The organism is Streptomyces sp. NPDC002403 (assembly GCF_053593015.1).
In genome coordinates this window covers 57773-80356 of record NZ_JBSFBQ010000007.1, presented here as the reverse complement: position 1 = coordinate 80356, position 22584 = coordinate 57773, and the positions used below count along the sequence as shown (strand labels likewise).

Annotated in this window: 22 protein-coding genes; 10 read left to right on the top strand and 12 right to left on the bottom strand. The window is 72.7% G+C overall.

Annotated features, from left to right (window positions below; translation table 11 throughout):
• Window positions 1-5 precede the first annotated feature (5 nt).
• Together ACWCPY_RS11100 and ACWCPY_RS11095 are read right to left on the bottom strand one after the other, a co-directional pair.
• Window positions 6-1304 carry a DUF692 domain-containing protein gene (locus ACWCPY_RS11100; protein ID WP_451264032.1) on the bottom strand — a complete coding sequence of 433 codons (1299 nt, stop codon included), beginning with the start codon at window positions 1302-1304 and terminating at the stop codon, window positions 6-8.
• A 163-nt stretch (window positions 1305-1467) separates the two neighbouring features.
• Window positions 1468-2253 carry a peptidyl-tRNA hydrolase gene (locus ACWCPY_RS11095; RefSeq protein ID WP_451264031.1) on the bottom strand — a complete coding sequence of 262 codons (786 nt, stop codon included), beginning with the start codon at window positions 2251-2253 and terminating at the stop codon, window positions 1468-1470.
• A gap of 71 nt (window positions 2254-2324) precedes the next feature.
• Here ACWCPY_RS11095 and ACWCPY_RS11090 point away from each other — a divergent pair, with 71 nt between their 5' ends.
• Genes ACWCPY_RS11090 through ACWCPY_RS11080 form a run of 3 tightly spaced genes read left to right on the top strand, consistent with a single transcriptional unit; the run spans window position 2325 to window position 4560 of the window.
• Window positions 2325-3002 (top strand): AIM24 family protein, encoded by a 678-nt coding sequence (locus ACWCPY_RS11090; protein ID WP_329819618.1) that lies wholly within the window; start codon window positions 2325-2327, stop codon window positions 3000-3002.
• A complete protein-coding gene (locus ACWCPY_RS11085) occupies window positions 2999-3895 on the top strand; it encodes an ATP-binding cassette domain-containing protein (protein WP_451264184.1) in 897 nt (298 codons plus the stop codon). Before ACWCPY_RS11090 ends, ACWCPY_RS11085 begins: the two co-directional genes overlap by 4 nt.
• Entirely contained in the window at window positions 3892-4560 is a 669-nt protein-coding gene (locus ACWCPY_RS11080) for an ABC transporter (RefSeq protein ID WP_451264030.1), read from the top strand. Before ACWCPY_RS11085 ends, ACWCPY_RS11080 begins: the two co-directional genes overlap by 4 nt.
• Before the next feature lies 1 nt (window position 4561).
• On the opposite strand, the gene ACWCPY_RS11075 is transcribed toward ACWCPY_RS11080, so the two are convergent.
• The 5 genes from ACWCPY_RS11075 to zapE all read right to left on the bottom strand — a co-directional run bounded on the left by ACWCPY_RS11075 (window position 4562) and on the right by zapE (window position 11176).
• On the bottom strand, window positions 4562-5437 hold the full coding sequence (locus ACWCPY_RS11075) for a polysaccharide deacetylase family protein (protein ID WP_451264029.1): 876 nt from the start codon (window positions 5435-5437) through the stop codon (window positions 4562-4564).
• A 91-nt stretch (window positions 5438-5528) separates the two neighbouring features.
• A complete protein-coding gene (locus ACWCPY_RS11070) occupies window positions 5529-7751 on the bottom strand; it encodes an FAD-dependent oxidoreductase (protein ID WP_451264028.1) in 2223 nt (740 codons plus the stop codon).
• A gap of 252 nt (window positions 7752-8003) precedes the next feature.
• On the bottom strand, window positions 8004-9404 hold the full coding sequence (locus tag ACWCPY_RS11065; protein WP_451264027.1) for an alkaline phosphatase PhoX: 1401 nt from the start codon (window positions 9402-9404) through the stop codon (window positions 8004-8006).
• Window positions 9405-9529: 125 nt separating this feature from the next.
• Window positions 9530-9955, bottom strand: a complete 426-nt coding sequence (locus ACWCPY_RS11060; RefSeq protein WP_451264026.1) for an OsmC family protein — start codon at window positions 9953-9955, stop codon at window positions 9530-9532.
• Window positions 9956-10036: 81 nt separating this feature from the next.
• On the bottom strand, window positions 10037-11176 hold the full coding sequence (gene zapE, locus ACWCPY_RS11055; protein ID WP_451264025.1) for a cell division protein ZapE: 1140 nt from the start codon (window positions 11174-11176) through the stop codon (window positions 10037-10039).
• A 37-nt stretch (window positions 11177-11213) separates the two neighbouring features.
• On the opposite strand from zapE, the gene ACWCPY_RS11050 reads away from it, so the two are divergent.
• From ACWCPY_RS11050 to msrB, 4 genes are all read left to right on the top strand, one after another.
• Window positions 11214-11978 carry a pyrimidine reductase family protein gene (locus tag ACWCPY_RS11050; RefSeq protein WP_451264024.1) on the top strand — a complete coding sequence of 255 codons (765 nt, stop codon included), beginning with the start codon at window positions 11214-11216 and terminating at the stop codon, window positions 11976-11978.
• Between the two features lie 149 nt (window positions 11979-12127).
• Window positions 12128-12580: an indole-3-glycerol phosphate synthase gene (locus ACWCPY_RS11045; protein WP_072486051.1), complete on the top strand. Its 453-nt coding sequence runs from the start codon at window positions 12128-12130 to the stop codon at window positions 12578-12580.
• A 59-nt stretch (window positions 12581-12639) separates the two neighbouring features.
• Window positions 12640-14034: a UDP-N-acetylmuramate--L-alanine ligase gene (murC, locus tag ACWCPY_RS11040; RefSeq protein WP_451264023.1), complete on the top strand. Its 1395-nt coding sequence runs from the start codon at window positions 12640-12642 to the stop codon at window positions 14032-14034.
• A 9-nt stretch (window positions 14035-14043) separates the two neighbouring features.
• Window positions 14044-14451, top strand: a complete 408-nt coding sequence (msrB, locus tag ACWCPY_RS11035) for a peptide-methionine (R)-S-oxide reductase MsrB (RefSeq protein ID WP_451264022.1) — start codon at window positions 14044-14046, stop codon at window positions 14449-14451.
• A gap of 58 nt (window positions 14452-14509) precedes the next feature.
• Here the strand turns inward: msrB and ACWCPY_RS11030 are convergent, their stop codons facing one another.
• Genes ACWCPY_RS11030 through ACWCPY_RS11020 form a run of 3 tightly spaced genes read right to left on the bottom strand, consistent with a single transcriptional unit; the run spans window position 14510 to window position 16646 of the window.
• A complete protein-coding gene (locus tag ACWCPY_RS11030; RefSeq protein ID WP_451264021.1) occupies window positions 14510-15310 on the bottom strand; it encodes an ABC transporter permease in 801 nt (266 codons plus the stop codon).
• Complete coding sequence (locus ACWCPY_RS11025) at window positions 15307-16281, bottom strand: ABC transporter ATP-binding protein (RefSeq protein ID WP_451264020.1); 975 nt, start codon at window positions 16279-16281, stop codon at window positions 15307-15309. Before ACWCPY_RS11025 ends, ACWCPY_RS11030 begins: the two co-directional genes overlap by 4 nt.
• Window positions 16278-16646 carry a hypothetical protein gene (locus ACWCPY_RS11020; RefSeq protein WP_451264019.1) on the bottom strand — a complete coding sequence of 123 codons (369 nt, stop codon included), beginning with the start codon at window positions 16644-16646 and terminating at the stop codon, window positions 16278-16280. The genes ACWCPY_RS11025 and ACWCPY_RS11020 overlap by 4 nt, the downstream gene beginning before the upstream one ends.
• A gap of 68 nt (window positions 16647-16714) precedes the next feature.
• Here ACWCPY_RS11020 and ACWCPY_RS11015 point away from each other — a divergent pair, with 68 nt between their 5' ends.
• Window positions 16715-17116, top strand: coding sequence for a GntR family transcriptional regulator (locus ACWCPY_RS11015; RefSeq protein ID WP_451264018.1), 402 nt, complete (start codon window positions 16715-16717; stop codon window positions 17114-17116).
• Between the two features lie 147 nt (window positions 17117-17263).
• A complete protein-coding gene (locus ACWCPY_RS11010; protein WP_451264017.1) occupies window positions 17264-18385 on the top strand; it encodes a DUF1648 domain-containing protein in 1122 nt (373 codons plus the stop codon).
• 52 nt (window positions 18386-18437) lie between these two features.
• Here the strand turns inward: ACWCPY_RS11010 and ACWCPY_RS11005 are convergent, their stop codons facing one another.
• Complete coding sequence (locus tag ACWCPY_RS11005) at window positions 18438-18908, bottom strand: hypothetical protein (RefSeq protein ID WP_451264016.1); 471 nt, start codon at window positions 18906-18908, stop codon at window positions 18438-18440.
• A gap of 125 nt (window positions 18909-19033) precedes the next feature.
• Entirely contained in the window at window positions 19034-21520 is a 2487-nt protein-coding gene (locus ACWCPY_RS11000; protein ID WP_451264015.1) for a GTPase-associated protein 1-related protein, read from the bottom strand.
• A gap of 314 nt (window positions 21521-21834) precedes the next feature.
• Between ACWCPY_RS11000 and ACWCPY_RS10995 the strand changes: the two genes are divergently transcribed.
• Complete coding sequence (locus ACWCPY_RS10995; RefSeq protein WP_451264014.1) at window positions 21835-22494, top strand: double zinc ribbon domain-containing protein; 660 nt, start codon at window positions 21835-21837, stop codon at window positions 22492-22494.
• Window positions 22495-22584 lie beyond the last annotated feature (90 nt).

Below are 22584 nucleotides of genomic sequence, written 5' to 3'. Positions count from 1 at the left end.
GCCGGTCACCTTCCTGTCAGGGCCGCGCGGGCCGCTCGTACGAGCCGGGTGGTGCGGCGTGGCGGGCGTGCGCCGGCCCGGTCCTGCCACCAGTGGGTGAGCCGGCGCCGCGCGGCGTCATCGGCGGGCCCGCCCGCGATCAGCAGGTCCTCGGCGAAGTCCAGTGCGTCGCGCCGGTATCCGGCTGACATGGGACGGGCCGCGGCGTACGCGAGGAAGGCGTCCCGGTAGCCGGCGCCCAGGATCTCCGGCAGCTCGGGCGCCACCTTGGCGACGACGCCGGCCCGCTTGGCGGCCAGGGCGCGGCTCTGGATCCCGAGGCGGCGCCGGTCGAAGCCCTGCGGGGCGGGGCCGCCGGCGACCAGGGCGGAGAGCAGCGCGGTCTGGCCGGCCGCGAGCCGGTCACGGGTGACGTCCGGGGGAGCGGACACTGCGGTCCGCACGGCCGTGCGGACCTCCGGTGCGGGCCGCGTCGTGCTCGCCGCCGCCCGGTCCAGGGTGGCGCGGATCGTGTCCAGTTCGCCCGCCAGCTCCCCGGCGGGCGGGAAGTCGTCGTCGCGTTCCAGGAGGACGCCGGGCGGGTCGACCCGGGCGCGGAGTCCGGCGAGGACATCGAGTACGGGTTCGGTGACCGGGTGGGCATGGGTGTCGTGCCAGACGCCGTCCTTCTCCACACCGCCCGCCACATGTACGTACGCGATGGCCTCCACCGGCAGCTCGTCGAGCGCGGTGGCCGGGTCCTCGCCCCGGTTGACGTGGTTGGTGTGCAGATTGGCGACATCGATCAGCAGCCGGACCCCGGTGCGCTCGACCAGCTCCGCCAGGAACTGTCCCTCGGTCAGCTCCTCGCCGGGCCAGGAGATCAGCGCCGCGATGTTCTCCAGGGCCAGCGGCACCGGCAGCGCGTCCTGCGCGATGCGTACGTTCTCGCAGAGCACGTCCAGCGCGTCCCGGGTCCGCGGCACGGGCAGCAGATGGCCCGCCTCCAGCCCGGGCGAAGAGGTGCGCGGCCCCCCGGCCCGTACGAACGCGATGTGCTCGGTCACCAGCGGCGCGGAGAGCAGCTCGGCGCGGGCGGCGAGATCCGCGAGCCGTCCCGCGTCGGGGCGTTCGGCCCCGCCGAGGCCCAGCGAGACGCCGTGCGGCACGACCGTGACCCCGCGCTCCCTGAGCCGGGCCAGCGAATCGGGCAGATGGCCGGTGCAGATGTTCTCCGCCACCGCCTCCACCCAGTCGATCCCCGGCAGCGCCTCGACGGCCTCCGCGATCTCCGGCCGCCAGCCGATACCGATCCCCAGCCTCATATCGTCCCCCTCCTCCACTCCGTGCAGGGCTCATGGCCCCGGAGGGCGGTGCCGAATCCGAACAGGAGGACGTTCAGAGCTTGATTTGAGGTTCCCGGTCCGAGGAGGCCGGGGCGGGGACGGGCCCCGGGACCGGGCGAGGACGGAGCCGCCCCGACCGTGGTCAGCCGCGTCGCAGCGCCGGGTGGTCGGCGACCACCGTGCACGAGCCGGGAGCGATCTCGGTGAAACCGGCGTCACGCACCACCGGAAGCCCGCTCACGGTGAGTTCCCGCCAGCGATCCGCCTCCGCGGTGGCCACCGAGAGCGGAAAGCCGGCCTCGCGCCACGCCTTGCGCTCCGTCTCCGACAGCTCCCACCAGGCGAGCTGAGCGCCGTGCCCGGCCTGTGCCATGGCCTTGCCCGCCGACATGTCCAGCTCCGGGTTGAGCCACAGCACCGGCCCCGAGGGACCGGGCGCGGCCGGCGGCTCGGGGTCGTCCAGATCCGTCCCCGACACCTGAAGCTTCGCCAGTTCCTTCGGCCAGCCGTCCAGCGGCACCGGAGGGAAGACCCGCACCTCGGCGCTCTCGCCCGTGACCGTGATGCCCGGCAGCGCGGACGCCTTGCGCCACTCCGCGCCGCGCGCCCGCCGCACCACCTTGCGGATCCGGGCGTCCTGCCAGTCGCGCATCGCCCGTGCCCACTCGCCCTCGCCGTCCGAGCGCTCGTCGGAGAGCATCACCAGCACCGCGCGGGCGGCGGTCCGCAACGCGTCGGTACGGGCCGGGGGAGCCGTCTTCTCGATGTGCACGACCAGCGGCAGTACGTACTGCGGTGCCTCGTCGCGGTCGGTCGGCTCCGGCCTGAACGGACTGTCCGCCTCGGGCGAATAGGGCGTGTCCGGGGATCCGGACGGGGTCACGGGCGGGGTCACGGACAGGGTCGCGGGGGTGTCATCGCTGCTCACCCGTCCAGTCTGCCAGCCGCCCGGAAGCCGGTTCTTGGCGGAATGAATCGCTCCGGGTGAGGATGCACCGCATGAAGAGCGATCTCTTTTCCAGTGAGAACATGGCGCAGCAGGCAACCGCCCCCGGGATGACCCTGCAGAACGCCAAATCCATCAAGTACGCGGTCAACGGCGAGATGCACGCCCGTCAGGGTTCGATGATCGCTTTCCGCGGCGATCTGCAGTTCGAGCGCAAGGGGCAGGGCATAGGCGGCATGCTCAAGCGCGCCGTCACCGGCGAGGGGCTGCCGCTGATGGCGGTCCGCGGCCAGGGCGAGGCATGGTTCGCGCACGAGGCCGCCAACTGCTTCATCGTGGACATGGAGCACGGCGACGTCCTCACGATCAACGGCCGCAACGTGCTCTGCTTCGACGCCACCCTCTCGTACGAGATCAAGACCGTGAAGGGCGCCGGGATGACCGGTGGCGGGCTCTTCAACAGCGTCTTCACCGGGTACGGCAAGCTCGGCCTGATGTGTGAGGGCCACCCCATCGTGATCCCGGTCACACCGCAGCAGCCGGTCTGCGTGGACACGGACGCGGTGGTCGGCTGGAGCGCCAACCTGACCACCTCGCTGCACCGCTCGCAGAGCTTCGGCTCCATGATCCGCGGCGGGTCCGGGGAGGCCGTCCAACTGCGGCTGGACGGCGAGGGCTTCGTGATCGTACGACCCAGCGAGGCCAAGCCCGAGAAGGCGACGGCCAACTGAAGCTGACAGGCGTGGGCCGGCGGTACGGCCTCGGCGGACCCTGGGTGCTGCGCGGGGTCGACCTCGACCTGCCCGCGCACACCCTGATCCGGATCGAGGGCGCCAACGGCACCGGGAAGTCGACCCTGTTGAGGCTGCTCGCCGGGATCGACTCCCCGACGGAGGGCCGGATCACCGGCCGCCGGCCGCGTACGGCGTACGTCCCCGAGCGGTTCTCCGCCGCGCTGCCGTTCACCGCGGCCGGGTACCTCGTCCACCTCGGCCGCATCCACGGCCTGCGCACCCCCGAGGCGGCGGACCGGGCGCGGTCGTGGCTCGACCGCTTCGGGGCCGCCGGCCACGCCCGTACACCGCTTCCCGAACTCTCCAAGGGCACCAGCCAGAAGGTCGCCGTCGCCCAGGCGCTCCTCGCCGAACCGGAGCTGCTGATCCTGGACGAGGCGTGGACCGGGCTCGACACGGCGGCCCGCGACGAACTGGACCGGGCCGTTGCCGAACGGGTCGCGGCCGGCGCCACCGTCGTCTTCGTCGACCACGACCCGCACAGGCTCGCCGGGTCGGCCGCCGCCGTGCACCGGATCGAAGGCAGCGGCCTTCGCGCCGCGTCCAGCGCACCGGCCGCGCAGACGGGCCCGCGGACACGGATCGAGGCGGCGGGCCCGCCCGGCGCCGCGCTCCCCGCCGGGCTGCCGGGGGATCCGGAGCACACGCCCGCGGCCGACGGGGGCGTGCGGTTCACCGTCGCGGCCACGCACTCCGACGCGCTGCTGCGCGCCCTGCTCACCGCGCGACCGCCCTGGCACATCCGGCAACTGGCCGCCGCCCCCGGCATCGGGCAGGACCCGGGGACCGACGGCCCCGCGCACCGCACCCCGACCCCCGAGGCACCATGACCGCCCTCCTCCGCTACCAGACCGCCCTGCTGGTCCGCTCCCAGCGCTGGCTCGCCCCGGTCCTGCTGTACGTGGCCTTCGTCGGCATCGGCGTGCAGTGGGGGCAGCCCGTCCTCGACTCGCTCGGATACGCCGCCGCCGGGCTCCTGCCCGTCACCGCCTGGCTCGTACAGCTCTGCGCCGACCAGGAGCCGCCGGCCGCCCGGACCGTCACCGCCGCGGTGGCCGGATCACCGAGGGCGCATCTGGCCGCGCTGCTCGCCGGGACCGGCTGTGCCGGGCTGCTGGGCGCGGCCGCCACCCTGGTCGTGCTGCTGATCAGCAAGCCGGCCAGTACCGACAACGCCGTCCGGGTGGCGCTGCTGCCCGCCGGGATCGCGGGACTGCTCGCCGCCGTCTGCTGTGTGCTGCTGGGGGCGGCGATCGGCGCGCTCTGCACCCGTCCGCTGCTGCACCGGCGGGGCTGGTCGGTCGCCGCCACGGTGCTCGCCTCGCTGCTGGCCCTGGTGACCGCAGGGTCGCCCGCGAACACCGCCGTGACGGGCCTGGTCACCGGAGCACGTACGGGTACGGTCCACCTGCCCGTCCTGCCGTTCGTCGCGGCCGCCGCCCTCGCCGTCGCGGCGCACGCGCTCGCCTGCGGACTGGCCGCCCTGCGCGGCTGAGCTACGAGCCGGCCGCCGCGCGAATCAGGTCGGAGACCTTCACGAAGCGGTACCCCTGCTCGCGCAGTTCGGGGACCACCCGGCGTACCGCCTCGTCCGTGACCGGTGCCGCGCTGCGGGTGCAGTGCATGACGACCAGTGAGCCCGGCTTCACCCCTTCCAGCACCTGCGCGGCCACCGCGTCCGCGTCCGTCGCGAAGGCGTCGCCGCTGACGACGTCCCACTGGACCGCCGTCACCTTCTCGGGCGCGAGCGCGCGCAGCGACGCATCGTCGTAGCAGCCGCCGGGGAAGCGGAAGTAGGGCACCGTGTTGCGTACCCCGGCCTTTCGGAACGAGGCGAAGGCCCGTGCGGCATCGGCGCGCATGTCGCCCTTCGCCACGGCCGGCAGCCCGTAGCAGGGGGATCTGAAGGCGTAGTGGCTGTACGAGTGGTTGGCGACCTCGAAGAGGGGGTCGGCGCCGATGGACCTGGCCTGCGCCGGGTACTCATCGGCCCACCGCCCCGTCATGAACACCGTCGCGGGCACCTCCAGCTCCCGCAGCAGATCGATCAGTTCCGGATTGTCGAAGTGCTCGCCCGCCGCCGCGCGCGGCCCCTCGGCGGCCGTCATGTCGGCGTCGAAGGTCAGCGCCACCACCTTCTCGCCGGTCCGCGGGCCGTGCGTGAAGACCGGAGTCCGCCCGTCGGGGCCGGGAGCCAGGGTGGGCGGCGGTGCCGGGGCCGTGTGCGACCGTGCGTGGGCCACGGCAGGTGTACGCCCTGCGGCCGGGGGGCCGTCGGTGGACGTGATGCCGTGGCCCCCGCAGCCGGCGAGGCTGCCGAGCACCACACCAAGAACGGCCAGGTGAGTCGTTTTCCGTGCAGAATGGGTCACCAATGGAAAGTATCGACTTATCTGACTAACAGGTGGATGTGGTGCTTCTCCTTCGCGGAGTCGCGTACGGATTCACCCGGGCGATCCGCTTCTACGCGTACGCGCGAACCGCCACGATGTGCGCCGAAGGGGCTCCGTTGGTCGCCTCGACGACGATCCTCAGCGCCGTCGATGTCACCGGCTCGTCCAGGGTGTGCACCTGGCGGCGCCACCGGTTGTCCTTCGTGCGGGAGACGGTCCGCCAGGTGCCGTCGGCCTCGCGCACGTCGACGCGGTAGTCCCGCAGCAGGGTGGGCAGCGTCTCGAACGGCGTCCGGTGGTGGTGCAGGTTGATCAGATCCTCGTTGACATCGTTATCAGCGAGGACATCGATCCGGCTGAGCGTCACCGGCTGCGGCCAGGACAGCTCCAGCCAGGCCCCGACGCCCTCCCTGAGGGGCTCGGAGACCCACATGTGCGGACCGGCGTACGGGCGGGCGTAGCCGTCCACGGCCTTGGCGGGGGAGTACGCGGAGGTCACGCCCGCACGGAAGCAGAAGGCGCGGCGCAGCAGGCCGTTGTCGGTCCACTCGCGCAGCGGCTGCGGCGATTCGGCGGCCGGGTCCAGCGGAACGCGGGTGAACGCGAGCACGCCCGGGGCCGGCCCGTCGGCGCTGTACAGCGCGAGGTCCTCATTGGCCCGTACGACGACGAAGGCGTTGCGGGCGCTCCCGGGCGACCAGCGCAGGCCCGTACCGACCCACTGCTTCGACCCGGCGGCGACCGGGACGGTGACGGACCCGACGAGCCGGCGGGGTACGTAGTTCTGCCCGAGTTCCGGGTCGTGGAGCTCGACGACGAGTTCCGTGTCCCGCTCGGCGTCGACGAGCAGTTCGAGACCGCTCAGCCCGGGGTCGACGGGCAGCACCAGGCCCGCGTCGGCGGTCAGCGGCACGCGCTCCAGCGGTGTCCCGCTGCCGAGTCCGGTCAGGCTGGACGAGGCCGTTGCGGTGGCGCGCAGCGCCAGGTCGTCCGGGTCGGCCGACGCCAGGCCGATGACGGAGGCGTCCTCCCGCAGCAGGGTGCGCTGGAGTTCCGGTACGTCGAGCGCGCGGGGGGTGACGCCCCGCTCGGCACACAGCGCGGCGGCGGTGCCCGCGGCCTGGCCGATCGTCGCGCAGGTCGCCATCACCCGGGTCGAGCCGAAGGCGACGTGGCTGGCGGAGATGTTGCGCCCGGCGAAAAGCAGGTTCGTGGTGTTCACCGAGTACAGGCTCCGGTAGGGGATGTGGTAGATCCCGTCCGCGTAGCGCTGCTTGGCACCGTCCCCGTCGGCGTACATGCCCTTCGGCGGATGCAGATCGATGGACCAGCCGCCGAAAGCGACCCGGTCGGCGAACTCGGTCTGGCCGAGTATGTCGCCCTGGTGGAGCACGTAGTCGCCGAGGAAGCGCCGGTACTCGCGCTTGCCGGGCACCGAACCCACCCACTCCAGCGTCATGTTGCCGGCGTCGAACTCCCCGGAGTTCTTGATGTGGTCCCAGATGCCGTGGATGACCGCCCACAGCTCGTCGCGGATCTCCTCGTTGTCGTGCACCGTGTCCAGTTCGCCGCCGAACTCGATCCACCAGTAGGCACAGCCGTTGTCACCGGACTTGATGACACGGCGCTGCGGGATCGAGGTCTCGGCGATGTTCCTGGCGAAGGACGGGGGCACGTACTTGACCGGGTGTCCGGCGTCCTTGGTGTAGAAGAGCAGGGTCGAGCCCAGCGTGATGCGGTCGGCCTCCTCGGGCGCCCACGGTTCGAGGTACTCCGCCCGCGACTCCCGGCCGATGCGGTGCCGGGCCCCGGCGAGCGCGCCGACCAGGCCGTCCCCCGAACAGTCCAGGTACAGCTCGCTCTCGAAGCGGATCCGCCGCTCGGAGCCCATCGTCCAGCCGGTGACGGCGGTGATGTGCCGGGCGTCCTCGGGTCCGTCCGCGTCGACCTCCCGCACGTCGGTGTTGAGGTAGAGCGTGATCCCGGGCTCGGCCCGGACCGCGTCCAGCACGACCGTGTCCCAGTAGTACGGATTGCCGTCCGGGTTGCGGAACTGGTTCTCGACGAAGAGTTCGCCCATGATGCCGCCCTCGCGGGCGTTGTGGTTGTTGCCGTGGGCGGTGGCGCCGACGACCCAGACCCGGACTTCGCTGCTCGAATTCCCGCCGAGAACGGGCCGGTTGTTGATGAGTGCCACGGTGCGGCCCAGCCGGGCGGCGGCGATCGCCGCGCAGACTCCGGCCAGACCGCCGCCGATCACGGTGATGTCGTGGTGTGCGGTTTCTTGCCTCATGGTTCACGTCCCATCGGGGGTTGGCTGCGAGGCTGCGGAAAGCATGCGACGCACCGCCGAGGGCCGAGGCGTGTTTCGTTCCCCGTCGGTGCGGACGGGTGCCGCGGAGGCGCGCGGAACCAGGCGGGAGCCTATCCCCCCGTACGGAGTCCCGCCGGGGCTTCCGCGACCGATTCCCGCCGGGACGTGGGTCGTTCGGACAGCGCGAGAGGGGGCGGACGACGTCTGCCCGCCCCCCGGCACCTCAGCGCGTCAGCGCCACGGCCCCGTCACCGCGAACGTCGTCCCCGGTGTGTAGCAGTTCACGTACATCGTCCCGCCGTCCGGAGCGAACGTGACCCCGGCGAACTCCCCCCACTCGGGATCCTGCGGCGTCCCGATGTTCTGCCGGCCCCGTGCCATCGCGTACACCTCGCCGCGCCGCGTCAGGCCGAACACATGCTGCGCGCCGTCGCCGTCCTCGCACACCATCAGCCCGCCGTCGGCGGCGAGGCAGATGTTGTCCGGGGACTCGCCCGGCAGCTGCACATCGGTGCCGGGACCGAAGACGATCACGAGCGTGAGGCGGCGCCGCTTCGGCTCGTACCGCCACACCTGGCCGTAGTGGTCGGCGGCCGACCCCTGCGAGCTGTGCGCGAAGCTGGAGACGAAGTAGACCGAGGAGCCGCCCCAGTAGCAGCCCTCCAGCTTCTGCGCGTGCGTGATGCCCTTCGGGCCGAAGTCCTGGAACCGGATCGGTGTCCCGGCCGCCAGCGGATCCGGTACGGGGACCCACTCGATGCCCTCGAAGCTCGCCCCGGTCTCCTGGACCACGGAGAGGTCGGGCACGCCCGGCACCCGCATGGCCTCCAGATGGCCGCCGGCCCGCAGCGAGCCCGTACCGCCGAGCGGTTTGTTCGGCAGGAAGCGGTAGAAGAGCCCGAACGGCTTGTCGAACGCGTCCTCCGTCTCGTAGACGATCCCGCTCTTCGGGTCGATCGCGATGGCCTCGTGCTGGAAGCGGCCCATCGCGGTGAGCGGCACGGCCCCGGTGCGGTGCGGATCGGCGCCGTCCACCTCGAAGATGAAGCCGTGGTCCTTGGTGTAGCCGTTGGTGCCGGCTCTGTCCTCGGTCTCCTCGCAGGTCAGCCAGGTGTTCCAGGGGGTCCGGCCGCCCGCGCAGTTCACCGCCGTACCGGCGATGGCGACGCGTTCGCCCAGGACGTTGTTGCGGCCGTCCAGTTCCAGGGTCGTACAGCCGCCCTTGCCCATCGGGTCGTAGGTGAGGCCCTCGACGACCGGGACCGGGATCTTCGCGGTGACCCGGTTCTCGTGGTTGCGGACCAGGCGGACATGGCCGTGGCGGCCCGCGAAGGCGGCCATTCCGTCGTGGTTGCCGGGGACCTGGCCCTCGCCGGAGCGGAGCGGGTCGCCCTCCCGGGACAGGACCCGGTAGCGGAAGCCCTTCGGGAGGTCGAGCAGACCGTCGGGGTCGGGCACCAGCGGGCCGTACCCGCTGTGTCCCCGGGCTTCCGCGGTCCCCGCGAAGAGTTCGGAGAACGCCCCGGTGAAGGCGATGGAGGCGACGGCCGCGCCGCTGCCGGCCAGGACCTGGCGACGGGTGGCGGTCGGCCGTGACGTTTCTTCGGTCAGGCGTGACGTTTCTGATGACATGAGGCAACTCCCTGCTGGCGGACAGGAGAAGTGACCCGCATGTGTGTACCACGCGTATCGCCGCGCGGGAACCATGCGGGTCACCGGGCCTCAGGTGTGTCCCGTGCCGGGAGTGGCGCCCGTGGTCAGACCAGCGAAGCGGTGAGTGTGATCGTCGTGCCGGTCAGTGCCTGGCTGACCGGGCAGTTCGCCTTGGCGTCCTCGGCGGCCCTGACGAAGTCCGCCTCGTCGATCCCGGGCACCTGGCCCTGGACCGTGAGGTGGATGCCGGTGATGCCGGTGCCGGGCTGGAGGGTGACGTCGGCCGTGGTGGTCAGCTGGGCCGGCGGGGTGCCGGCTCCGGTCAGACCGTGGGCCAGCGCCATCGAGAAGCAACTGGAGTGGGCGGCCGCGATGAGCTCCTCGGGAGAGGTCTTGCCGTTCGCCTTCTCCGCGCGGGACGGCCAGGAGACGTCGAACTCGCCGATGCCGGAGGAGTCGAAGGTGACGACCCCCTTGCCTTCGAGCAGATTGCCGTCCCAGACCGTGTGAGCCTGACGCGTGGTTGCCATGCCGATTCCCTTCCAACGGTGTGCGCGGTCGATACGGGAGCCCCGGGGCGCTCGGAGGCGCCTCGGCGGTACGCCCCGAACCTACTGCGCCACCAGCCCCTTCGCGTCACGCGCCAGCGCCGTCAGCCGGGAGATCGCCCGGAAGTACTTCTTCCGGTATCCGCCGTTCAGCATCTCTTCACTGAACAGCCGGTCAAACGGCATTCCGGAGGCGAGCACCGGGACCTCCCGGTCGTACAGCCGGTCCGCGAGGACGACGAGCCGCAGCGCCGTCGACTGGTCGGGCACCGGCTGGACCTCGGTGAGGCAGACCGCCCGCAGACCGTCCGTCAGCGCGCCGTAGCGGCTCGGATGGACCCGGGCGAGATGGTCGAGCAGCGAGGGGAAGTCGTCCAGGCTGGCGCCCTCGGTGGCGTACGCGGCCCGGGTGACCTGCGCGTCGGAGTACGGCGGCGGGGCCTCGGGCAGCCCGCGGTGGCGGTAGTCCTCGCCGTCGATCCGCAGCGGACGGAAGTGCGCGGACAGCCCCTGGATCTCCCGCAGGAAGTCGGCCGCGGCGAACCGGCCCTCACCGAGCTTGCCGGGCAGTGTGTTGGAGGTGGCGGCGAGTGCTACCCCGGCCTCGACCAGCCTGCTCAGCAGCGACGACACCAGCACGGTGTCGCCCGGGTCGTCCAGCTCGAATTCGTCGATGCACAGCAGCCGGTGCCCGCTCAGCGTCTGCACGGTCTGCTGGAAGCCCAGCGCGCCGACCAGGTTGGTCAGCTCGACGAAGGTGCCGAACGCCTTCAGCGAGGCGGCGGCGGGGGTGGCATGCCACAGGGCGGCCAGCAGATGGGTCTTGCCGACACCGTAGCCGCCGTCGAGGTAGACCCCGAGCGGTGCCGAAGGGGCCGCGGGCTTCCGGCTGAACCGCCCGCCCGTCGCCCGCCACCATCCCTCAAGGGATGCGCTTCGCGCTCTTCCCCCTTTGCCGGAACCACTGGCATGCGCCCCGCCGAGCCCGGCCGCGAAGTCGCTCAGGACCTCGACCGCCCCGGTCTGGCTCGGCTGGTTCGGGTCCGGGACGTACGTATCGAAGCGCACGGAGTCGAAGCGCGGCGGCGGCACCATCTCGGCGACCAGCCGGTCGGCGGGAACGCGGGGCTCACGTGCGCAGAGGGACAGGGGGGCCGTTTCGGCTATGGGGCTCTGCCCCGGCAGGGCTGTGGAGGACGACACAACTCTCAACCTTAAGCGCCGTGCCAGACTGCAGAACATGCGACGCCTCTTCCCTGTGACCGACCTGACACCGGCTGACCACGAGGGGGAGTGGAGCCTGGACGCCCTGGCCGACGCCTACGCCTACCCCGAACAGGACGGCCCCTGGCTGCGCGCCAACATGGTTTCGACGCTCGACGGGGCCGCCCAGCACGACGGCCGCTCGCAGCCGATCTCCTGCGAGAGCGACATGCGGATCTTCGGCACCCTGCGCGGTCTGGCCGATGTGGTGCTGGCCGGCGCGGAGACGGTACGCCTGGAGGGCTACCGGCCCGCCAGGGCCCGGGAGGCCTTCGCCGCCCGCCGGGCCGCGGCCGGGCAGGGACCCGCACCCGCGATCGCCGTGGTGAGCGGCAGTCTGGACCTCGACTTCTCGTTGCCGCTGTTCACCGAGCCGCTCGTGCCGACCCTGGTACTGACCGGCGCCGGGGCCCCGCCGGGCCGGATCGAGGAGGCGCGCCGGGCCGGCGCCGAGGTGGTGGTCGCGGGGGACGGCTCCCGGGTGGACCCCGCCAGGGCCGTACGGGAGCTGGCGGACCGCGGGCTCAAGCGGCTGCTGACCGAGGGCGGCCCGAGGATGCTGGGGCAGTTCGTGGCGGCCGGGGTGCTGGACGAGCTCTGTCTGACCCTCTCGCCGATGCTGACCGCCGGGGACGCGCAGCGGATCGCGGGCGGCCCCTCGGTGGCCGTGCCGGAACGATTCGCCCTGGCGTCGGTGCTGGAGGAGGCCGGGTTCCTCTTCACTCGGTACCGTCGGAGCTGACAATCAGCGGAATTTGTCGTTCCGGTTAGCTTCCGGTGGGCACAATTACTCTCGCAGACCCCGTGCGAGCACGGGGAAGGATGGTTTCAGCAGTGACCGGCGACGGCCACTGAAGCAGAAGGGCGCCCGTGGTGTTCACCAGCGTTTTGATGATCGAGAAGCCCCTCACCTCCGAGGACGTCGAGTTCGTCACCACCCTGCACGGGGAGGAGCAGACCTCCTTCGTCGTGCTCATGCAGCCGCGCGGTGACCAGGCCGATGTGCTGCTGCGAGCCATCGACGACCTGGCGATGGGCGAACTGAAGGAGGCCGCCCGGGAGGGTGAGGAGCCCGAGGGCAAGAACGCCAGACAGCCCGCCGAACTCGCGCTCGAAGTATCACTGGAGGCACTGCGTCAGGCAGGCTCCGAAGCGGTCGGACAGGTGATCGAGGACCACCCCCTGGACAAGCTGAAATCCGTGGTCGACGACGCGGAGGCGGACGAGGTCATCGTGCTGACCGCACCGCACTACGTCGAGGAGTTCTTCCACCGGGACTGGGCGTCCCGGGCCCGTCACAAGGTCGGCGTACCGGTGCTCAAGCTCTTCGCGCACAGCGAATAGGCTGGGCGGGCACCCCGTACCGACTCGGGTACTCGTATCGACTTCTGGGAGACACACGCATGGCACCCGGTATTCCTGCCGCCATGGAACGGCCGCACTTCATCGGCATCGGCGGCGCCGGAATGTCGGGCATCGCGAAGATCCTCGCCCAGCGCGGCGCCGAGGTCGCCGGCAGCGACGCCAAGGAGTCGGGTACCGCCGAGGCGCTGCGGGCGCTGGGGGCGACCGTCCACATCGGGCACGCCGCCGGACATCTGGCGGACGACGCCTCGTGCGTGGTCGTCTCCAGCGCCATCCGCGCCGACAACCCGGAGCTGCTGCGCGCCGCCGAGCTGTCGGTCCCCGTCGTGCACCGCTCCGACGCGCTCGCCTCGCTCATGGGCGGGCTGCGCGCCATCGCGGTGGCCGGTACGCACGGCAAGACGACCACCACGTCGATGCTGGCCGTCGCCCTGACCGAGCTGAACCTCGACCCCTCGTACGCCATCGGCGGCGACCTGGCCGGCCCCGGCACCAACGCGGCGCACGGCGAGGGCGCGATCTTCGTCGCCGAGGCGGACGAGAGCGACCGCAGCTTCCAGAAGTACGACCCCGAGGTCGCGATCGTCCTCAACGTCGAGCTGGACCACCACGCGAACTACGCCTCGATGGACGAGATCTACGAGTCGTTCGAGGCGTTCGCCGGCAAGATCGTCCCGGGCGGCACCCTGGTGATCGCCGCCGACCAGGAAGGCGCCGTCGAGCTGACGGAGCGGGTCCGCGCCCTCCCCTCGCTGAACGTCGTCACCTACGGCGAGTCCGAGACCGCCGACGTGCGCGTCCACAAGGTCACCCCGCGCGGCCTGACCAGCGAGGTCACGGTCGTCCTGAACGGGAAGTACCTCACGTTCACGGTCTCCGTGCCCGGCCGCCACTACGCCCTCAACGCCGTCGCGGCCCTCGCCGCGGGTGTCGCCCTCGGCATCCCGGCCCACAACCTGGCCTCGGCCCTCGGCAAGTACACCGGGGTCAAGCGCCGCCTCCAGCTCAAGGGCGAGGCGGCGGGCGTGCAGGTCATCGACTCGTACGCGCACCACCCCACCGAGATGACCGCCGACCTCGAAGCGATGCGCGGTGCCGTCTCCGAGGCCCGTCTCCTGGTCGTCTTCCAGCCCCACCTCTTCTCCCGCACCCAGGAGCTCGGCACCGAGATGGGCCAGGCCCTCGCGCTGGCCGACGCCTCCGTGGTGCTGGACATCTATCCGGCCCGAGAGGACCCGATCCCCGGCATCACCAGCGAGCTGATCATCGACGCCGCGCGGGCCGCGGGCGCCGATGTCACCGCCGTCCACGACAAGAACGAGGTCGCCGGGACCATCGCGGGAATGGCGAAGCCCGGCGACCTCGTTCTCACCATGGGAGCGGGCGACGTCACGGAGCTCGGCCCGCAGATCCTGGACCACCTGTCGAGCTGAGGGAGCGACGTGTCGTACGACATCGAGAAGCCGGACGAGCAGTGGCGGGGGGAGCTGACGCCGGCCGAGTACGCGGTCCTGCGCCAGGCCGGCACCGAACCCGCCTTCGTCGGTGAGTACACCGACACCAAGACCACGGGCGTGTACTCCTGCCGAGCCTGCGGCGCCGACCTGTTCCGCTCGGACACCAAATTCGAGTCGCACTGCGGCTGGCCGTCCTTCTACGACCCGAAGGACACGGACGCGGTCGAACTGGTCCAGGACCGCAGCCACGGCATGGTCCGCACCGAGGTCCGCTGCGCACGCTGCGGATCGCACCTCGGCCATGTCTTCGAGGGCGAGGGCTACCCCACTCCGACGGACCAGCGGTACTGCATCAACTCGATCTCGCTGCGCCTGGCCCCGGACGAGGCCTGAGGGGACCGGGACGTGTGCCCCGGAGCATGGTCCGGGGCACACACCGCGCCGTGCGGGTTCAGTACACGTCCCTGCGCATCGGCACCAGCACCGCGACGAACGCCGCGGCCAGGGCGTAGCCGGTGAGCAGCAGTCCGCCGCCGACGGGGGAGAGCAGCGGCACCGGGCCGGTCGCCAGCTCCGCGGCCATCGTGTCCGCGGCGTAGTCGAAGCCGGTCAGGGCCGCCGTGGCGCCACCGGGCAGCAGCGGGTAGAGGAGCTTCACGCCCGGGATCATCATCAGCAGCAACTCGCCCGCGTACAGATAGCCGACGACGACGGCCAGCGCGGCGACCTGATGGCGGATCAACGCCCCCGCGGCCACGCCCAGCAGGGTGTACACCGCCATCGCCACCGCCGGCCGGACGAGCAGCCCCAGCACCTCGCCGGTGGCCATGCCCGGGGTCACCCCGCGCGCCGCCGCACCCCCGAAGAAGGCGGCCGCCGCCGTGCCGGTGAGCACCAGCCCGTACGCCAGACCGGCGACGCCGTACGCGACGAGCTTGGCGGTGAGCACCTGCCGGCGCCGCGGGGCGTGGAGGAAGGTGTACGTGACGGTGCGGTGCCGGTACTCCGACGTCATCGCCAGGGTGCCGAGCGCGGCCGGCAGGAACACCGTGAGGCTCAGCATCCCGAGGACGGAGCGGACGCCGTCCTCGGTGTCCAGGCCGGGCGCCGGCGGATCGAAGTTCTCCGGGCCGACCAGCGTCATCGCCCCCACCATGCCGCCGCCCAGGACGACGGCCGCGAGGAGTGCCCACAGCCACAGGCGGGTGGCGGCCAGCCGCCGGAACTCCGCCTGGACCAGTGCGTTCGTCATGGGTTCCGCCCTTCGTCCGTCAGTACCGCCGGCCGGTCGAGGCCTGCCGGTTCGCCGTCCCCCGCCAGCCGGAGGAAGAGCTGCTCCAGGCTCGTCCCGGCGGACAGCCCGTACACGCGCAGCCGCTCGGCGGCGGCCAGATCGGCGACGGCCGAGTCCGCCATCCCGTACACGCACAGCGTCCCGTCCGGCATGAGGTCCACCCGGTCGGCCGCCCCGCCCCGCGCGGTGCCGCGCAGCAGCGCGGCGCGCAGGGCCGCCGCGTCCGGCGAGCGGACCAGCACCGTGCCGGGCGAGAGCCGCTCGACCTCCGCCAGCGGTCCCGCCGCCACCAGCCGGCCGCCGCGGATCACCACGACGTCGTCGACGATCTGCTGCACCTCGCTCAGTACATGGCTGGACACCAGCACCGTGCGCCCCTCGGCCGCCAGCCCGCGCAGCAGGCCGCGCAGCCAGGCGATGCCCTCCGGGTCGAGCCCGTTGCCCGGCTCGTCCAGCAGCAGCACCCGTGGGTCGCCCAGCAGGGCGGTGGCGAGACCGAGCCGCTGCCGCATGCCCGTGGAGAAGGTGCGGGTACGGCGGTCGGCCGCCTGCGCGAGCCCCAGCCGGTCCAGCAATCGATCGACCCGCTCGGGCGGGTGGCCGCCCATGGTGCGGTAGATGTGCAGATGGTCGCGGGCCGAGTGGCCGGGGTGGACCGCGGAGGCGTCGAGGACGGCGCCCACGGTGGCGGAGGGCCTGGGCAGGTCCGTGTACCGCATTCCGCCGATGGTGGCGGTTCCCGCGGTGGGAGCCACCAGGCCGAGGATCATCCGCATGGTCGTGGTCTTGCCCGCGCCGTTGGGGCCGAGGAAGCCCGTGACGACGCCCGGCCGCACGGTGAAGCTCAGGTCCTCGACGGCGCGGACGCGGCCGAAGCGCTTGGTCAGCCCGCCGACCTCTACGGTCAGGCCCTGCGGACGTCCGCTCACCGGTGGCTCCCCAGCCGCTGCCCGATGAGCTGTGCCGACCGCTGGGCGTCGTCCAGTGAGAGGACCAGCTCGTCGAAGTCACCGCCGGCGGCGCGGTCCAGCTCCACGCGCAGTCCCGGCCTGCCCCGGTAGGCGGCCACGAGCTGACGGGGGCCGGTGATGAGCCCCCAGGTGCCGATCTTGGCGACTCCGGAGGCGTGCAGGCCCTTGCGGACGCCGTGGGCCGCGCGCAGCGGGTCGTCGACGACGGTGACCCGGCGGACCGCGGTGAGCGGGACGGTCAGGGAGCCGCGCAGGGTCCATATGCGCTCACGGCCGCTGAACCCGATGGTGAGGCCGGTGTCGGTGATGTTCATCAGTGCCATGGGAATTCATCCTCCAACGAGGCCTGAGCGTCTGTTCTATAAGATGTATAGCAGATAGAGTTGGGGGCGTGTATCTAGTGCTCGACCTCGACAGCGAGGTGCCGATCTATCAGCAGATCCGGGACCGGGTGGTGGAGGCCATCGCGGAAGGGGCGTTGGCGCCCGGTGCCGGACTTCCTTCCACCAGGCAGCTGGCCGTCGACCTGGCGATCAACTTCCACACCGTCAACAAGGCCTATGACCTGCTACGACGTGAAGGGTTCATCCGCATCAACCGCAAGAGCGGCGCTGCGGTCCGGCCGGACGTCAAGCAGCCCTCGGACGAACTGCGGGCCGGCGTCGACTGGGAGGCGCGGATGCGCACCCTCCTCGCCGAGCTGGATGTGCGAGGGATCGCGAAGGCGGAGGTGATGAGTCATGTCGCGGCGGTTCTGGACCGCTTCCCCGCGAGGGAGGACGAACAGCCCTGATCCCCGGGGCCGGCCGGGGGACCGCGGCGGCCCCTGCCGCGGCGCGACGTCCCCCGGACGACGGCTCCCTGAACGAGACCCCGGAACGTCGTGCCGTGCGCCGGCTCGGCGCCCCGCCCCGCCGGTGCCGGCGACAAGAACGGACAGGTGAAACCCTTGCTGGTCGACGCAGCTCTCAACTTCGGCATACTCGCGGTGCTCGGCGCCGTGCTGTACGCCGCCCCCAGCCCGCTCCTCAACCCCTCCGCAGTGCCCTTCGGCGTCCGCGTACCGCCGGACAAGGCGGGCGCAACCGCCGTCGAGGAACAGCGCAGCCGCTACCGCGGCGCGACGCTCGTCGCCGCGGCCGTCGTCACCGTGCCCGCCTCGGCGCTCGGCGCCGTGCTCGGCACCCCGGCCGCCGGAGTCGCCGGTTCGCTGCTGCTCTGCACCCTCGCCGCCGTCCTGTGGGTACGCGCCCACCGGGCCATCGCCCGCGCGAAGGCGGAGGGCGGGTGGTACGAACACGCCCGGCAGGGCGCCGTCGTGGACACGTCCCTGCGCACCGACCCGGTCCGCTTCCCCTGGGGCTGGACGGTCCCCGCGCTCGTCGTGATCGCCGTCAGCGTTGTCGCGGGCATCGCCGTCTACCCCGGCCTGCCCGACCGCATCGCGCTGCCCGAACGCTCGCCCGGCGGCACCGTGTACCGGATGTACCCGACCAGTGTGTGGACCGCCTTCGGGTTCGTCCTCGGCCAGGTCCTGCTCACCCTGGTCATGGCCGCCACCGTCGCCGGGCTGCTCCGTGCCCGCGCCGACCTCGATGTGGCGCGCCCCGTGGCCGGCGCCGCACGGTACCGCCGCTATCTCACGGTCACGGCCCGCTCCATGATGGGCATCGCCGCCCTGGTGGACCTGATGCTGCTCGGGCTGTCCGCGCTGATCTGGAGCGACACCCGCTCCACGGCCATGACCCTGGCCGTCACCGGGGTGCCGCTCGTCGGGGTCCTCGCCGTGACCGTCTGGCTCGTCCTGCGCGTCGGGCCCTCCGGGAGCAGGCTGCCGACGGACCCGGGCGAGAAGACCACCGGACTGGTCCCGCGCGACGACGACCGCTTCTGGCGCGGCGCCGGCACGGTCTACGTCAATGCCGACGACCCCGCGATCCTGGTGCCCAAACGGGTCGGCATCGGCTGGACGGTCAACCTCGGCAACCCGCGGTCCCTCGTCGTCCTCGCACTGGTCCTCGCCGTCGCGGTGGGAGCGACCGTCGTCCAGGCCGTCCGGTGACTCGGGGTCTTCCGTCCGGATCGGGCCGGATCAGGGGGGCGGGGCCCGGAGATCAGTCCTCGGTCCCGTCCTCGGTGCTCTCCGGCCGCAGCAGGGGATGGGCGACACCCGGGAACACCCGGGCCTGCACGACCGGCTCGGCGGAGCCGCCCCGGACCACGGTCTCGGCGACACCCCAGGGCCGCCCGGGCAGCACCACGGTCAGGATGTACGAGGACGCGCAGCCCATGCAGTCGTAACGGTCGGCCCACGTCTCCACGTCCGTGACACTGCCGGGGTAGCGCGCCACGTGGCGGTGGAGCGCGTGGCAGCGCTCGCACCGCTCGCCGGGCTCGCACGTACCGCCGCAGGGGCACGGGACGTCGAGCGTGTCGGCGGGACGCCAGCGCTGGGTGAGGACGGCCTCACGCGTGGCGCCCATGTCCTTCATGGCCTTCAGATTGCGGGCGGCGACGTTGTACGACTCGCCGGTCGCGGCCATCCGGTCCCGGATGACGTCCTTGCGTCCGCGGTTCGTCGTCATCTGTTCCTCCTGGGGGTGTCACGCAGCCCGCCGGGAGCGCACGAGATCGATAGGTCACACGGTACCGGTCACGCGTGACGGGCCACGACCTCCGTGGCCCGCCCGCGGCCGCCGGGGTGCGCGGCTCACGACCGCCGCACCCGGGCCGCCAGTCTGTTGCCGAGCCGCTTGCGGAGGCCGGCCGGCCGGTTCCACGTGCGGAACGCCTCCGCCGTGCGGCTGCTGCCCGCCCGTTCGGCGGCCTCCTCCGCCGCCGCCACCTCACCGGCGGACAGGCCGCGCACCACCGGACGCAGCACCTCCTCCAGCAGCGCCGCCCGGGTCTCGCTCCAGGCACGGCCCGCGTGCGGGTGGGAGCTCCAGACGGCGAAGCAGTCGGCGACATAGGCCGGGTCGGAGCGGAGCCGGGCGAGCACCGCGTCCTGCCGGGCGGCGCCGCCGTAGGCCGCGATGAGGCCGGGGTCGTCGCTGTGGACGAACGCGTACAGCTCGGCCTCCGGCCGGTCCGGGTCGAGCAGCCGCCGGGCCAGGGCGCCGAACGCCTGCTCGCGCACGCCCGGCTCCACCGGCTCGGCCCCGGCACACAGCTTCCGGGCCCGTTCCGCCCAGCCGGGCTCAGCCGCCCCCGAGCGGACGTCCCGTGCGAACTCCAGGAGGAGCAGCGCGCCGCGTGCCCGCGCGTCGATCTCCTGGGGGAAGCCGCGCAACAGGTCATGGGCGAGCCCGGGGGCCTCCGCGTCGTCGGCCGGGGCACCGAGCGCCGCCGCCACGAGAACGGCCCACGTTCCGGCCGTACGGTGCGCGTCGGACGTGCTCCCGGCCAGCAGCAGCCGCGCCTCGCCCGCTGTGGGGGTGGTGCCGCGCCAGACGAGACCCACCGCGGTGCGCAGTACCAACGGCTCGGTGAAGGGTGACATCCCACCGGCGCGCAGCACGGTGTTCAGCACCTTCACCCGGTCCTCGCCGCCGTCCGCCCCGGCCTCCGGCGCCGCCGCGCACATCCGCAGATGCGGCAGCGCCTGGGCCCCGGTGAAGGGCAGGGCGACATCGGCCAGCAGCCGTTGGGCCGCCAGGGGGTGGTGCGGGGTGACCCGGTCCAGCTCGCCCAGCAGCGCGGTACGGACGTCGAACTGCTCGTCCAGGAGGTCGAGCAGCACCCGTGCACAGTCGCCCGCGCCCTCGTCCAGCAGCACCCGTGCCATCCGGTGTACGACCCCGGGGAGCAGGTCCGCGCAGTCCACCTCCAGCAGTCGCGCGATCCGCAGCAACTGGACGGTGCGCCCCACACTCCGCCCGGGTGCGGCGTCCGGGGCCACGGGCGCACCGTTCTCCAGCTCGGCCCGCAGATCCTCGCCCAGGGCGTCGACGAGCGCCGCGGCGACGCGTTCCCCGTCGGGCCCGGCGAAGACCGAGCGCCCCGGGGGCGTCACGGAGACATCGCTCCCGTGGACCGCCTCCGTCACCAGCAGCGCGCCGAGGGAGGCCGTCACGGCTGCCGGGGCCCTTCCGTCGAGCGCGGTCAACAGCCTGGCCACGGCGGCGAGTTCGCGAGAGGTACGGTCGATGTCCCGGTCGGTCAGCGCGTCGGTGAGCCGGTGTGTCCGCTCCTCGTCCAGCGCGTACGGCCGCTCGGCGGCCCACTCGGCCGCCGCGGCCCGCTCGCCGGGGCCGAGCGGAAGACCCGCGCAGAGGGCGGTGACGGCGAGCGGGCCGGCGGCGAAGGGGCCGCCGGGCAGTTCGGCCGCCGCCCGGAACAGCTTCGGGGACCGGTTCCGCCAGATCCGGGCGCAGGTCTCGGCCCAGGCGTCGTCGACCGGCTCCCCGGGCCGGGCGCCCGCGCAGTCGTGGACCCGCAGCTCCTGCGCCCCGGGTCCGCCCGCTCGCGGTGCGTCCTGCGGGAGTACGCCGACGATCCGGTGCGGGGAGTGCGCCGGACGGCGGGTGTACGTCGTGAACGTCAGCCGGTGCGCGTGGTCCGGCGGGAGCACGGCCGAGGCGAGGGCGATCCACCGGGCCACATCGGCGCTCTGCCGCTCCACCAGGACCAGACGCCCCGCCGAAGGGTCCTCGCACACCCGGCGCAGGTCCGCGAAGACCGCCGCCAGCCAGGGGCTCCGGGAGACCGCGAAGTCGTTCAGCGCCTCCGGCCCGAAGGTGGCGGAGGCCGGCAGGGCGGATATCCGCCCGGGTGCGCCTCCGGCCGGCGGGGTGGACGCCCAGCCCGGCGAGCGCCAGGCGGTGATCGGCAGCGCGTCGTCCGGCAGGCGCGTACCGGCCGGGAGGTGCACCGCGTGCGCGTGGAACCCGAGGGTGCCGGGTCCGGTGGAGGACCCGGAGCCGTGACCGGCGAATGCCACCGTGCGGGCCAGCAGATGTCCGCCGTCCGGCAGTGCGCTGAAGCTGAACGCCTCGGGGAGGGAACGCAGTTGGTCGGGGGTCGGCCGGTGCGGGGCGTCGGAGGGCGGTTCGAGGCGGAGGAGCTGTTCGGCTTCGGCCAGCACCTGCGTGGGCAGTCCGGCGCTCACCGCCGTGAAGCGCGCGCCGCTCCCGCCCCCGTCGTCGTCCGCAGCGGCAGCCGAGGCAGAGGTGTAGTGCAACTGCGCGAGACTCATGCGTCGGGCCCTCTTCGTCCTTGCCGCAGACCTTCCCGTGGCGTCGGCACACCCTTACGTCGACAGCCCTCGGGGCGGACCGTACGAGCACGGCGACGACCCCGGCGGGAAGTGGGAACCGCGATCGCGGGAGCGACGCTATCAAGGCGTGCGCCTCCCCCGCGCGCCCCGCAGAACACCCGTGCCGCGCACCGGAGTCGTCCCGGGACGCGGCATTGCCGAACGATGACCCTCCGGCCGCACCACGGCCGTCGATGATTGCCATCATGACCTCTGAGGACGACCCGACGACGAGAGGGCTCAGAGGTACAGACGTGGACGACGAAATCTACTTCAGCAACAACTACAGCGACCTGTCGCAGCAGCACGGCACCGGTGCGGGCTTCCAGTTCGACTTCCGGTGCCAGCGTTGTTCGGACACCTGGCGCTCACCGTTCGAGCCCTTCAGATCGGGCCAGGCGGCAGGCTGGATAGGCAAGGGCGTCGGCGCCGCCTTCGGTCTGCTGGGCGGCAGCGCCAACACGATCAACAACGCCGCCGACGGGCTGGCCGGTGCGACCTGGGGCGGGGCGCGGGACGCCGCGTTCCGGCGGGCGATCGACAACGCGCGCGGGCACTTCAACCGCTGCCCCCGCTGCACCTCGTACGACTGCGGGCGGTGCTGGAACCCCGAGCAGGGCCTCTGCCTCCAGTGCGCCCCCGACACCGCCGCCGAGGCGGAGGCGGCCCGCCGACGCGGGCTCAACGACTACGTCTCCGACCGCGCCTACGCCGCCGGCCAGAACGCCGGTCAGGGCCACGACGCCGATACGGCCCGGCAGTTGGTCTGCCCGCAGTGCCGTACGGAGACCCGCGGCGGCGCCTTCTGCCCCGGGTGCGGCCACCGGCTCGCCCAGAGCCCGCAGTGCGCCTCGTGCCATGCGGCCGTGCCCCAGGGGTCCGCGTTCTGCCCGGGGTGCGGCTCGCGGCAGTAGCGGTGACGGGTGGCGCGCGGGGTGGTCGCGGAGACCGGCGCGCGGCGGATCGGGCCCAATGCGCCTCCCTCACCTCAATGGCCGACGCAC

What these genes read in the sequence shown, in the direction of transcription:
- ACWCPY_RS11100 (WP_451264032.1), bottom strand. Translation starts at nt 1,304, where the DNA reads ATGAGGCTGGGGATCGGTATCGGCTGGCGGCCGGAGATCGCGGAGGCC.
- ACWCPY_RS11090 (WP_329819618.1), top strand. Translation starts at nt 2,325, where the DNA reads ATGAAGAGCGATCTCTTTTCCAGTGAGAACATGGCGCAGCAGGCAACC.
- ACWCPY_RS11080 (WP_451264030.1), top strand. Translation starts at nt 3,892, where the DNA reads ATGACCGCCCTCCTCCGCTACCAGACCGCCCTGCTGGTCCGCTCCCAG.
- ACWCPY_RS11070 (WP_451264028.1), bottom strand. Translation starts at nt 7,751, where the DNA reads ATGAGGCAAGAAACCGCACACCACGACATCACCGTGATCGGCGGCGGT.
- ACWCPY_RS11065 (WP_451264027.1), bottom strand. Translation starts at nt 9,404, where the DNA reads ATGTCATCAGAAACGTCACGCCTGACCGAAGAAACGTCACGGCCGACC.
- ACWCPY_RS11060 (WP_451264026.1), bottom strand. Translation starts at nt 9,955, where the DNA reads ATGGCAACCACGCGTCAGGCTCACACGGTCTGGGACGGCAATCTGCTC.
- ACWCPY_RS11050 (WP_451264024.1), top strand. Translation starts at nt 11,214, where the DNA reads ATGCGACGCCTCTTCCCTGTGACCGACCTGACACCGGCTGACCACGAG.
- ACWCPY_RS11045 (WP_072486051.1), top strand. Translation starts at nt 12,128, where the DNA reads ATGATCGAGAAGCCCCTCACCTCCGAGGACGTCGAGTTCGTCACCACC.
- murC (WP_451264023.1), top strand. Translation starts at nt 12,640, where the DNA reads ATGGCACCCGGTATTCCTGCCGCCATGGAACGGCCGCACTTCATCGGC.
- ACWCPY_RS11030 (WP_451264021.1), bottom strand. Translation starts at nt 15,310, where the DNA reads ATGACGAACGCACTGGTCCAGGCGGAGTTCCGGCGGCTGGCCGCCACC.
- ACWCPY_RS11020 (WP_451264019.1), bottom strand. Translation starts at nt 16,646, where the DNA reads ATGGCACTGATGAACATCACCGACACCGGCCTCACCATCGGGTTCAGC.
- ACWCPY_RS11005 (WP_451264016.1), bottom strand. Translation starts at nt 18,908, where the DNA reads ATGACGACGAACCGCGGACGCAAGGACGTCATCCGGGACCGGATGGCC.
- ACWCPY_RS11000 (WP_451264015.1), bottom strand. Translation starts at nt 21,520, where the DNA reads ATGAGTCTCGCGCAGTTGCACTACACCTCTGCCTCGGCTGCCGCTGCG.